Here is an 11725-nt window from a genome sequence, read left to right as displayed (position 1 = left end):
CACCTTCAGGTACCGTCGAAGACATGAGGGCCGCACTCCCAAGAGCGCTCCCCGGACTGCTGAGCGCACTGACGCTCGCCGCCCTGGCGCTCCTCACGGCCCAGACCCCCACCGCCCACGCGGCCCCCGCGGCCACCGACGTCGGCACGGTAGCCGCAGCCCTCCGCGAGACCCCGGTGTACGTGGACCCCGCCGCCTCGGCCCAGCTCTCCACGACAGAAGCAGACGCCCTCACCAAGAAGATCAAGGACGCGGACAAGCCCGTCTTCCTCGCCGTACTCCCCGCGGACTTCCCCACCCAGAACCTCTTCCAGAACCTGCGCACCTCCACCGGCATCACCGGCCTGTACGCGATCAGGCTCGGCGACCAGTTCGACGCCAAGGCCGACTCCGCGGTGATGTCCGGCACCGCCGTGAAGAACCTCGTCACCAGCGTCCAGAACGAGGACACCAACACCCAGCTGAACGACTTCACCGACCGCGCGCTCACCAACATCGGCGGCGCGGCCCCCGCAAGCTGGGACTCCGGCAGCACCGAAGGCGGCGGCGTCTCCACGACCGCACTGATCGCGGTCGGCGCGGTGGCCGTCGCCGGCGGCGCGGGCGCGTACACGCTCGTACGACGCAACAAGCGCCGCAGGGCGGAGGAGCAGCGGGCAGCCCTCGACAAGCTCCGCGTGGTGGTGGACGAGGACATCACGGCGTTCGGCGAGGAACTGGACCGCCTCGACTTCCACCCCGCTGAAGCGGGCGCGGACGACGCGATGCGCGCGGACTACGAACGCGCGCTGGACGCGTACGAGCAGGCGAAGTCGTCCATGGCCGCCGCCCAGCACCCCGAGGACGTACGCCCCGTCACCCAGGCCCTGGAGGACGGCCGCTTCTCACTCGCCCAACTCGCCGCGCGCCGCGAGGGCCGCCCGGTCCCCGAGCGCCGCGCCCCCTGCTTCTTCGACCCGCGGCACGGCCCGTCGGTGGCCGACGCGACCTGGACACCGTCCGGCGGCGCGACCCGCCAGGTCCCGGTCTGCGCGGCGGACCGGGCCCGGCTCGCCGACGGAGCCGACCCGGCGATCCGCGAGGTGGACACCGAATACGGCCGCCGCCCCTACTGGGACGCGGGCCCTGCCTACGGCCCCTGGGCGGGCGGCTACTTCGGCGGCGGCCTGCTCCCCGGCCTCCTCGTCGGCACGGTGCTCGGCAGCATGATGGCCAGCCCCTCGTACGCGGCCGACTACGGCTCCGGATACGGCGACTTCGGCTCCGCCGGATACGACGGCGGAGACGTCTCGGGCGCCGACTTCGACTCCGGCGACTTCAGCGGCGGCTTCGGCGGTGGCGGCGGCGACTTCGGCGGCGGGGGAGGGGACTTCGGAGGAGGCTTCTGACACCGAGGAGCCGACCCGGACAGGACCTCCAGACCTCGTCCGTGCGAGCCACCTCGTCCGAGTCCCCCGTGCGAGTCACACCGCCCGAGTCACCCCGTGCGAGCCCCCCGCCCCCGAACACTTCGCTCCGGTCACTTGAACGCGGCGACGTTGCGCTCCGCCCACTGCGCGAACGTACGCCCCGGACGCCCGAGAATCCGTTCCACATCGGGACTGACCCGCTGCTCCTCGACCGTGGGCGTGCCCAGCACCCCCAGCGTCGCGTCCGCGACCGGCTCCGGCATGTACCCCAGCATCTGAGCCCGAGCCTCCTCACGCGTCTGCTCGACGAACCGCACCGGCTCGCCCAGCGCGTCCCCGATCGCCGCGACCTGCTGCCGGGGCGAAACGGGCGCCGGCCCGGTCAGTACATAGGTGCTGCCACCGTGGCCGGACATCCGCAGCGTGACAGCGGCGACCTCGGCGATGTCGTCCGGGTCGATGGTCGGCAGCGTCACATCGCCGAAGGGCGCTGCGGCCACCCGCCGCGTACGGACCGTCTCGGCCCACGCGAAGGCGTTGGAGTCGAATCCCCCCGGCTGGAGCATGGTCCATTCCAGCCCCGACCGCTTGACCGTCTCCTCCAGCTCGGGCGGATGCCGTCGCGTCCCGACCCCCTGCGAGGACAGCAGGACGACACGTCGTACGCCCCCGGCCCGAGCCGCATCGAGCACACCGCTCAGGTAGCCGCCCCCGCCGGAGAGCAACTCGCCGGAAGTCAGCAGGAACAGCGCCTCCGCCCCGTCGAGCGCGGACTCAGTGCTCTTCGGGTCACTCAGATCGGCGCGGACGTGCCGCACCCCTGTCGGCATGTCCGGAGCCGCCGCCCCGCGCGAGACAGCCGTCACCTTCTCGCCCGCCGCGGCCAGCGCTCGCACCAGCGGCCGCCCGACATTGCCCGTCGCTCCAGTTACCACGATCATGTTCGCTCCCATATGCCCATGTGAGGTCTTGGCCGGGCCCTTGTGGGCCTGAATGGAAGCTACTGGCGGTGGCATAGTAGGTACCTAGAGGAAAGTAATGGGGAGAGGGGTCGATTGTGACCGACGCCACATTGCAGGCGACCGACATGGAGATCGACCCGGAAGTGGCTTGCCCCATCGCCCCGGTGGTCGACATCGTCTTCAGCCGCTGGACGACACCGATCCTGTGGTCGCTCAACGAATACGGGCGGCAGCGCTTCGTGGAGCTGGAGCGCCGCATCACCAAGATCACGCCCAAGGTGCTGACCCAGCGCCTGCGCCAACTGGAACGCGACGGCCTCGTCATCCGTACCTACCACCCCGAGGTCCCGCCCCGAGTCGAGTACGAGATCAGCGAACTGGGCCGCAGCCTGGCCCCCCTCTTCGCCACCCTCGCCGACTGGGCCGCCCTCAATCTGGACAAGGTCGCGGACGCCCGCCTGGACTACGACGCCCGCTGAGCCGTACGGCCACCGGCGGAACTCACGACGGATCCCACGCCGCACCCGCGCCTACGAACCGGGCACCCCCCGCCGCCTAGGACGGCCCCAACGGCTCGCTCGTACGCGGCACGACCAGCCCCGACTCGTACGCCGTCACGACCGCCTGCGTACGGTCGCGCAGGCCGAGCTTGGACAGGACGCGGCTCACGTGCGTCTTCACGGTCTCCTCGCCGACGTGCAGCCGTAGGGCGATCTCCGGGTTGGACAGGCCCTCCGCGATCAGCCGCAGCACCTCCGTCTCGCGCGGCGTCAACGCGCCGAGCGTCTTCTGCGCGGGCACTCTGGGCTTCAGCCGCGCGAACTCGGCGATCAAGCGGCGTGTGATGACGGGCGCGAGCAACGCCTCCCCGCCTGCGACGACCCGTACGGCCTCGAAGAGCCGCTCCGCGGTGACGTCCTTGAGCAGGAACCCGCTCGCCCCGGCGGCGAGGGCGTCGTACACATGCTCATCGAGGTCGAAGGTGGTGAGGATGAGCACGCGCGGAGCGGCCTGAGCTGCGGACCCGTCCAGGCCCGCCAGCGCCGTCATCAGCTCGGCGGTCGCCTGGATCCCGTCCATCACCGGCATCCGTACGTCCATCAGGACCACGTCGGGTTGCTGCTCCCGGCAGATCCGCACCGCCTCGGCGCCGTCGCGCGCGGTGCCGACCACCGTGAAGTCCGGCTGGGTGGCGAGGAGTCCGGCGTATCCGGCACGCACGACCTCATGGTCGTCGGCGACGACGATGCGGACCGGGGCGGTGGCTTCGGTGGGGGTGTGGGTTTGGGTCTCGGTCATACGAGGGCCTCCGCCCGTACGGGAAGCCTGGCCTCGACGAGGAAACCACCGCCGGCCGCCGGTCCGGTACGCAGGGTGCCGCGGACCGTGGCGGCGCGTTCACGCATACCGAGGAGACCGTGGCCGGCGTCTGTGACATGCGGGATGTGCGGGTCGTGTGAGACGTGCGGGACTTGCGAGATGTCTGAGGCGTGCGAGGCCTGTGAGGTGTCCGAGTTGCTTGCAGTGCTGGGAGGCCCTGGCCCGTTGTCGCGGACCCGGATCACCAAATCCTCCTCCGAGTAACGGAGTTCGACATCCACTGCGGCCCCCGGCGCATGCCGTCGGGCGTTGGTGAGGGCCTCCTGGACGATACGGAACGCGGTGACCTCGATGCCCGGGTCGAGCGCGGCGACCGGACCGCTGACGATCAGCCGGGTACAGGAGCCGGAGGCGTCCCGGGACTCGTCGATCAGCTCCATTAGCTGGCGCAGCCCGGGCTGTGGGCGCCGGGTGACTCCCGCGTCGGCGTCCTCCCTCAGCACCCCCAACAGCCGCCGCATCTCCGTCAGCGCGGTCCGCGCGGTGTCCCCGATGGCGAGCAGCCGGGTGGCGCCGTCGCTGGGGAGCCCGGCCGTGGTCAGCCGGGCGGTCTCGGCCTGGACGGCGATCATCGAGATGTGATGGGCGACGACGTCGTGCAACTCCCGTGCGATCCGCGCCCGTTCACCGCGCGCGGCATGCGCGAGCAGCGTGTCCGCGAAGGCCCGCTCCGTGGCGCTGTGGGCAAGGGCCGCGCTGCGGACGTGATGCGTGATGCCGGTCGCGGCAGCGGCGGAGGCGAGCGTGGCCACGAGGACCGCCGTCACCCGGGTGGCGACGTCGTCCTGACTGACGAGGGCCAGGACGACGTACGGCAGGACGAGCGCGCCGCTGAGCCGGGGCGCCCCGGCTCTCCCGAGCCAGTACACGGCGGCCAGTTGGGCCACGACGCCCGCCAGGGTGAGCGCCCGGAACGGCGTCAGCGCCAGCACCCCCGCCGAGGTCACCGCCACGGCGGCCCCGGCCCGCACCGCCACGGCACGGTCGGCCCCGAGTACAAAGGTGAGCGGAAGGGTGGTGCAGACCCCGAGCAGCAGGGCGAGTGCCAGATTCTCGCGCAGGCTCCCGACCCGCAGCAGAACCTCCGCGCAGGCGAGGAGAGCGAGGGCAACCGGGTATGTCACGGGGGCCGGGAAGCGCCGTACCCGCTCCCACACCCCCGCGGCCCCATCGCCGCGTCGCGCAGTGTCCTCGCTCATGCACGCCATTCTGCCGTCGGCAGCGCCGCAGCGCGTCACCCTGGGGTTTGTCCCCCGCATGGGGGACCCGGCAGGCGATCCGTCCCTCGCGTCAGGGGTGCCGAAGACGGCTCCCTGGCGGGACGACTCGAGGCCCGCCGATCCCTAATCTCGCTGAGCATGAGTGACGCAACGATCGAAGTCCAAGACCTCCGCAAGCGGTTCGGCAGGACCGTCGCGGTCGACGGGCTGTCCTTCACGGTCGAGCCGGGGCAGATCACCGGTTTCGTAGGCCCGAACGGGGCGGGCAAGTCCACCACGATGAGGGCCGTGCTCGGCCTGGACACCCCCGACGAGGGTCGCGCGCTCATCGGCGGCCGCCCGTACCACTCCCTGCGCTCCCCCCTGTTGGAGGTGGGCGCGCTGCTCGACGCCGCCGCGTTGCACCCCAGCCGCCGTGGCCGCGACCACCTGCGCTGGCTGGCCCACTCGCACGGCCTGTCCCTGCGCCGAGTGGACGAGGTCCTCGAACAGGTCGGCATGGCCCAGGCCGCCCGACGCCGAGCGGGGGGCTACTCGCTGGGCATGCGCCAACGCCTGGGCATAGCAGCCGCGTTGCTCGGCGACCCCCCGGTCCTCCTCCTCGACGAACCGGTCAACGGCCTCGATCCCGAGGGCATCCAATGGATCCGCGGCTTCCTGCGCCGCCTGGCCGGCGAGGGCCGAGCAGTCCTGGTCTCCAGCCACCTCATGAGCGAGCTGGAGGACACCGCCGACCACCTGGTCGTCATCGGCCGCGGCCGTCTCATCGCCGACACCGCCGTCGCGACGCTGCTCGCCGCCGCATCCGGCGACCGTGTCGCCCTGCGCACGACCGCACGTACGGAAGCGATGGAACTGCTCGCCCGCGAGGGCGGCACGGTCGCCGTCACCGGCGCCGACACACTCACGGTCACCGGCCTGCCCGCGGAGCGGATCGTGGCGCTGCTCGGCGCCGCCAGGATCCCCTTCGCCGAAGTGGGCGCGCACCGGGCGACCTTGGAAGAGGCGTACATGGAGCTCACCCGGCACGCGACCGAGTTCACGTCCGCCCCGGAGACCGAGGTGACCCGATGATCACTCCCTCGCCGCCGGCCTCGACCATGCCCCCCTACCGCTCACAACTCCCGCCCACCCGCGAGGGCTTCGGACGTCTGCTTCGCGCGGAGTGGTCCAAGTTCTGGACGGTGCGCGTCTGGGTGCTGGTGCTCGTCGTCGCGGCGACGGCCACGGTCCTGATCTCCCAGCTCGCCGCGAGCGGTTCCGCCATTTCCGGCGGGGGCCCTGTCACCGTTGCCCCGGACGGCACCCAGGTCACCGACACGTTCCGCTTCGTCCACCAGCCCTTGGCCGGCGACGGCAGCGTCACGGTCCGCGTGTCCGACCTGAAGGGGCTCGGCGGTCGGGACCCGGAACCCTGGGCGAAGGCCGGGGTCATCATCAAGGCGAGCACGGAGGTCGGCAGCCAGTACGCGGCCCTGATGGTCACCCCGGACCACGGCGTCCGTCTGCAGTGGAACTTCACCCAGGACAAGGCGGGCAGCGGTGCGTCCGGTGACCCGCGCTGGCTCCGGCTGACGAAGACGGGCTCACAGCTGACGGGCTATGAGTCGGCGGACGGCTCCCACTGGACGAAGGTGGGTTCGGTCACGCTGCCGGAGCTGGCGAAGACGACCCAGGCGGGCCTGTTCGTCGCCACCCCCCTCCACAACAACCTGCGCCGCTCGTTCGGCGGCACCTCGGAGACGGCCGCAGGCACGAACGTCACGGCGAGTTTCGACCACATCGCACTGAGCGGCGGGACCAAGGGAGCGACCTGGACCAGTACGGACGTGCGCGCCCCAGACCCGAACGCCCCCGACCCCAGTGCCCCCGGCGCCCGCGCCCCGGAGTCCGGCCCGGCAGTTTTCGAACCCGGCACCACCCGGGTATCGGACTCCGGTGTCTACACCGTCACCGGCCGGGGCGACATCGCCCCGGAGCAGACCGGCCCCGACGTCATTCAGATGAGCTTCCAGGGCGTCTTCGTGGCCGTCGTGTTCATGGTGGCGCTGGGAGCCCTCTTCATCACGACCGAGTACAAGCGCGGCATGATCCGTACGACGTTCACGGCGACCCCGCGGCGCGCCCGCGTCCTGGCGGCCAAGGCCCTGGTGATCGGCGGTGTCACGTTCGCCGTCAGCCTGGTGGCAACGGCGATCACCTTCCCCCTGGCCCAGAGCACCATGCGCTCCAACGGGTTCAAGCCCCCCGCGTACCCGGACCTGTCCCTCCTGGACACCCCGGCCCTGCGAGCGGTCGTCGGCAGCGCGGCGCTCCTGTCCCTGGTGGCGGTCCTCGCCCTCGCGGCAGGGGCGATACTCCGCAACAGCGCGGGCGCGATCACGGTGGTCGTGGTCCTGGTGATACTCCCGCAGATCCTGGCCTTCGCCCTTCCGCTGCCGGTCGCGCAATGGCTGCTCCGGCTGACCCCGGCGGCAGCGTTCGCCATCCAGCAGGGGGTGACGTACTACCCCCAGATGGACCACAACTGCCTGCCGGAGAGCGGCTGTTATCCCCTCGCACCTTGGAACGGCTTCGCGGTCCTGTGCGCGTACGTGGCCGTGGCCCTGGCCCTGGCCGCCTGGCGGCTGCGCAGGAGGGACGTATGAGGTCGTCCTTCCACGCCGAGTGGACGAAGCTCCGTACGCTGCCGAGCAGTTGGCTCCTCCTGGCCGCGACCGTGGTCCTGACCGTCGCGGTGGGTGCGGCCTCGGTGTCGGCGGTCACCACCCGGGACTGCCTGACGGCGGCCGCGTGCCACGAGGACACGGTGAAACTGAGCCTCACGGGCATCTGGCTCGGCCAAGCGACGATCCTGATCCTCGGAGCCCTGTCCATAGGAGCGGAGTACGGCACGGGCACAATCCGCACGACGCTGACGGCGATCCCACGCCGCTCGCGAGTCCTCGCGTCGAAGGCGGCCGTACTGGCCACAGCCACGGCGGCAGCCGGCGCTCTGGCGATCACCGTGTCCCTCTACGCGGCCCGCCTGATCCTCCCGGACAACGGCTTCACCCCCGCCGAGGGCTACTCACTCCTCACCCTCACCGACCCGACGACCCTCCGCGCGGCCCTCGGTTCAGTCCTCTGCCTGATCCTCATAGCCTTCCTGGGCCTGAGCCTGGCAGTCCTCCTACGGGACACCGCGGGCGCGATCACGCTGGGCCTGGGTCTCCTCTACGTCGTCCCGCTCATGGCCGACCTGCTCGGCTCGGCGACCTGGAAGGACCGCATCGAAAGCTGGGCCCCCATGCCGGCCGGCATGGCCATCCAGGCAACCCGAGACCTCGCCCGACTCCCGATAGGCCCGTGGCCGGGGCTGGGCGTACTGGCGGCGTACGCGCTGGGTCTGCTGCTGATCGGCGGTGCACTGTTCGGACGGCGCGACGCATAGCCCCGCGTCCGGTAGCGCCGCCTTCGGTAACCCCGCCTCCGGAGTCAGCCGGCGTCCGGCAGAGCCAGCCACTCCTGCCAGGACAGATCCCGCCCGATGAACCGCGGCCGCTCAAATGGCCAGTCGTTCCCGATCCACCGGGGCACGAGCGCGTCCAGATCCCGCTCCAGGTCACTCCCGACCTTGCCGTCCACAACCCACCACGAGATCTCGGCGTCCGCACCGGTCTTCTCCGGCGGATCGATGTAGACGCACCCGAACTCCTCGGTGCCCGCGTCATCGAACAACACGTAGTTGAAGGACTCATGGGCGGCGATCTCAGCCTCGTGCCGCTCCAGGTCCTTCTTGTTCGCCTCGTACGAAATCGTCTCGGCCGGCCACCCCCACGCCTCACCGAAGATGGACCACAGCCGCTCGCGCGAGCCCATCACGGTCGGGTAGTCGATGTCCGCGTCCGCCCCGGTGATCGGACGCAGGTGATACCCGCCCGGCAACTCGACACGAACGGGATGTACGAAGCCAACGGGCAACCAGGTCATGGGCGGAGGCTATCCGCCGGGTGGGTGATCCGCACCGGGTTATTCCCCGGGGCAAGGGGGGACACAGCGACGCCGAGCCCGGGTGCGCGGGCTCGGCGTCGCGAGGGTGGCATCCGACGCGGACGCCGCTCAGTGGGCGAGTGCTACTTCGCGGCAGCGGCGCGCTTGGTGTGGCCCGTCACCTTGGCGATCCAGGTGATGAAGTCGGCCGGGTCGATGTTCGAGCCGTGGCCCTCGTCCCAGTAGTAGAGGTGGTTGACGTCGTCGCCGAGGCCCGCGGCGGCGGCCGCGATGTTGGCGGAGACCGTCAGCGAGGTGTCGGAGTCCTTGGTGCCGAGGCGGATCCACCAGTGCTTCGAGCGGCCCGGGTTCTTCTTGGCGAAGTGGTACATCGGGTTCATCAGGTCGAGCTTCTCGGCAATGTCGCTCGCGACCCGCTTGGTGGTCAGACCGGTGGTGTCGTTCTTCGCGCCGTACGCCGTGAAGTGGCGGGCCAGGGTCGTGTCCGCGCCGAACTCGTTGTTCTCACCGGCGGACAGGTCGAAGGCGTCGAAGGAGGGCGCGTCCTTCTTCCTCGCTCCCACGTGGGTGAGGAAGTCGGCCCAGGTGAAGGAGGCCTTGCCGCCGGACCAGGTGATGAAGGTGTTCGCGGCGAGGTAGGTCTCACGGTCGGAGTCCGACAGCCCGGCCAAGTAGGTGGTCGCCGAGGGCTCCAGGTACTGCTCGACCAGGTACTCGTCGTAGTTGCGGGCGGTCAGCGTGCCGAAGCCGTTCAGGCCGCGCAGCTTCAGGGAGGCCTGGTACTCGGCGAACTGCGACTGCAGCTCCTTGGAGACCGTCTGGTCGACCTGCTTGCCGGTGCTCAGGGCGTTGGTGCCCCAGTTGAACTCGTACGCGCCGTCGGCGTGCTCCAGGTCGGTGATCGGGCACCAGGCACCGGTCGCGAAGATGGCGTCGGAGGCGTCGGCCGCGCCGAGCTCCTTGAGGTACTTGTCGTAGATCTTGCTGTCGCCGGACGCGCCGAGCAGGGAGGACAGGGCGCCGCCCGCGCTGGTGCCCGCGGAGACGATCCGCTCGACGTTGCCGGGGATGCGGCCCTTGTTGGACCTGATGTACCGGACCGCCGCCTTGAGGTCGACGATCGCGGCCGGGGCGGTGCCGTAGTACTCGCCGTCGGAGTTCTTGAGGGTACGGCCGCGGGCGCCGGGCTCGATGACGACGTACCCGGCGGCCAGCGCCAGGAGCTGGTTGCTGGAGAGGGCACCACCCGTGGCGTTGGTGTTGCCGTTCGCGTTGGACGCGGTGGAGGCCGAGGCGCTGGGCGCCGCCGAGCCGGAGGGCGCACCGCCACCGCCCATGGCCGAACCACCGCCGCCGACCTCGGTGGCGGTGGCCACGGAGGAGGGCATGTAACCGCCCACGGAGTTGGCGAGCAGGATCGGCGCGTTGCTCGCGTCGACCGCCGTGCCGTCGATCTCGACCGGGGAGCTGACGATGAGCGACTGGTAGGTGGCGTCCACCGGGCTGGCGACGTAGGTGATCGCCTTCCAGAAGTGGTACACCACCGAGTGGTCGTTGCCGTCGGTGTCCGTGACGGTCTTCGTCAGCTTCGTGTAGGCGTCCGGGTCGAAGACCAGGGCGTCCGAGGAAGCCGAGGACTTCGACGTGCCCGACGCGTTCGCGCTCAATGCGAAGCCGCCGGCCGCGGCGACTCCGGCGGTCGCGCCTATGCCCATGACGACGGTCCTGCGCTTCACTGCCCTGTGCTTCACTGAGGTCTCTCCCATTCGCGGCAGACGAGTGCTGCCGTCGAGTCGGCTCCATCGCGCCGGACGCACACGCGGTGGCCCTGTAGGCCAGTGCGGGCGGCATTGCCCACCCGTGTCGCCCCACCCGATCTTGTGCTTGCGAACGTAAATCGCGGTCTTCAGGATTGTCAACAATTCTGTTCTATTCATCGTTGACGCCCAAGTTCTCGTGGCCGGGTCACAGGCAGACGTCCGTATTCGGACATGCGGCAGCCCGTAACAAGCACAATGCGTCTGCACATGGCAAAGCGCCCGTCCTCTGAAACGGGGGAATCAGAGGACGGGCGCCTTCAGGGTGCCGGGGGAGTCGAGGGGGAGTCGGGGGCTGTCGCCGACTCAGGCGGCGTTCTTGATCGCCGAGATGTCGAAGACCAGCTTGATCTTGTCGGAGACGAGGACGCCACCGGTCTCCAGGGCCGCGTTCCAGGTGAGGCCCCACTCCGAGCGGATGATCTCCGACTTGCCCTCGAAGCCGACGCGCTGGTTGCCGAACGGGTCCGTTGCGGCGCCGTTGAACTCCAGGTCGATGCTGAGCGGCTTGGTGATGCCGAGGATCGACAGCTCGCCGGTGATCCGGTAGTCGTCGCCGCCCAGGGCCACGGCCTCCGTCGAGCGGAAGGTCATGGTCGGGAACTCGTCCGTCTTGAAGAAGTCGGCGCTCTTCAGGTGACCGTCACGGTCGGCGGAACCGGTCTCGACGCTCTCCATCTTGACGTCGAGGGAGGCGGTGGATTTGGACGGGTCGCTGCCGTCCAGGTGCAGGGTGCCCTCGAAGTCCTTGAAGCCGCCCTTGACGTTCGTCACCATCGCGTGGCGGGCGACGAAGCCGATCGTCGAGTGCGACGGGTCGATCGCGTAGTCGCCGGTCAGTGCGGCCAGCTCGGGGCTCACCTCGACGGGGGTCGAGGGGGTGCCGGTCTCGTCGGTGTCGGTGGTCTTGCGGCCGAAGATGCCCATGACGTGCTCCTTGGGGG

At 70.4% G+C, this 11725-nt stretch carries 11 protein-coding genes; 5 read left to right on the top strand and 6 right to left on the bottom strand.

Going from position 1 to position 11725, the window contains the following annotated elements; genetic code table 11:
- Positions 1 to 23 precede the first annotated feature (23 nt).
- The gene (locus tag OG246_RS42070) at positions 24 to 1388 is read left to right on the top strand and encodes a hypothetical protein (protein WP_266474696.1); all 1365 of its coding nucleotides are present in this window, start codon (positions 24 to 26) and stop codon (positions 1386 to 1388) included.
- Positions 1389 to 1519: 131 nt separating this feature from the next.
- Here OG246_RS42070 and OG246_RS42065 read toward each other — a convergent pair whose 3' ends face one another.
- The gene (locus OG246_RS42065; RefSeq protein ID WP_266474694.1) at positions 1520 to 2350 is read right to left on the bottom strand and encodes an NAD(P)H-binding protein; all 831 of its coding nucleotides are present in this window, start codon (positions 2348 to 2350) and stop codon (positions 1520 to 1522) included.
- Between the two features lie 146 nt (positions 2351 to 2496).
- On the opposite strand from OG246_RS42065, the gene OG246_RS42060 reads away from it, so the two are divergent.
- Entirely contained in the window at positions 2497 to 2850 is a 354-nt protein-coding gene (locus tag OG246_RS42060) for a helix-turn-helix domain-containing protein (RefSeq protein ID WP_266475069.1), read from the top strand.
- 76 nt (positions 2851 to 2926) lie between these two features.
- Here the strand turns inward: OG246_RS42060 and OG246_RS42055 are convergent, their stop codons facing one another.
- Together OG246_RS42055 and OG246_RS42050 are read right to left on the bottom strand one after the other, a co-directional pair.
- Entirely contained in the window at positions 2927 to 3670 is a 744-nt protein-coding gene (locus tag OG246_RS42055; RefSeq protein ID WP_266474692.1) for a response regulator transcription factor, read from the bottom strand.
- Positions 3667 to 4950, bottom strand: coding sequence for a sensor histidine kinase (locus OG246_RS42050; RefSeq protein ID WP_266474690.1), 1284 nt, complete (start codon positions 4948 to 4950; stop codon positions 3667 to 3669). Before OG246_RS42050 ends, OG246_RS42055 begins: the two co-directional genes overlap by 4 nt.
- A gap of 159 nt (positions 4951 to 5109) precedes the next feature.
- Between OG246_RS42050 and OG246_RS42045 the strand changes: the two genes are divergently transcribed.
- Genes OG246_RS42045 through OG246_RS42035 form a run of 3 tightly spaced genes read left to right on the top strand, consistent with a single transcriptional unit; the run spans position 5110 to position 8404 of the window.
- Entirely contained in the window at positions 5110 to 6045 is a 936-nt protein-coding gene (locus tag OG246_RS42045) for an ABC transporter ATP-binding protein (RefSeq protein ID WP_266474688.1), read from the top strand.
- Entirely contained in the window at positions 6042 to 7619 is a 1578-nt protein-coding gene (locus OG246_RS42040) for an ABC transporter permease subunit (RefSeq protein ID WP_266474685.1), read from the top strand. The genes OG246_RS42045 and OG246_RS42040 overlap by 4 nt, the downstream gene beginning before the upstream one ends.
- Entirely contained in the window at positions 7616 to 8404 is a 789-nt protein-coding gene (locus OG246_RS42035; RefSeq protein ID WP_266474683.1) for an ABC transporter permease, read from the top strand. Before OG246_RS42040 ends, OG246_RS42035 begins: the two co-directional genes overlap by 4 nt.
- 44 nt (positions 8405 to 8448) lie before the next feature.
- Here OG246_RS42035 and OG246_RS42030 read toward each other — a convergent pair whose 3' ends face one another.
- The 3 genes from OG246_RS42030 to OG246_RS42020 all read right to left on the bottom strand — a co-directional run bounded on the left by OG246_RS42030 (position 8449) and on the right by OG246_RS42020 (position 11708).
- The gene (locus tag OG246_RS42030) at positions 8449 to 8943 is read right to left on the bottom strand and encodes an N-acetyltransferase (RefSeq protein WP_266474682.1); all 495 of its coding nucleotides are present in this window, start codon (positions 8941 to 8943) and stop codon (positions 8449 to 8451) included.
- 143 nt (positions 8944 to 9086) lie between these two features.
- Complete coding sequence (locus OG246_RS42025; protein WP_266475068.1) at positions 9087 to 10679, bottom strand: subtype B tannase; 1593 nt, start codon at positions 10677 to 10679, stop codon at positions 9087 to 9089.
- Positions 10680 to 11087: 408 nt separating this feature from the next.
- Positions 11088 to 11708, bottom strand: coding sequence for a YceI family protein (locus tag OG246_RS42020; RefSeq protein WP_266474681.1), 621 nt, complete (start codon positions 11706 to 11708; stop codon positions 11088 to 11090).
- Between the last annotated feature and the right edge of the window lie 17 nt (positions 11709 to 11725).

The organism is Streptomyces sp. NBC_00620 (genome assembly GCF_026341825.1).
In the GTDB taxonomy this organism is placed as follows: Bacteria; Actinomycetota; Actinomycetes; order Streptomycetales; family Streptomycetaceae; genus Streptomyces.
This window is presented reverse-complemented; position numbering and strand designations above follow the sequence as displayed.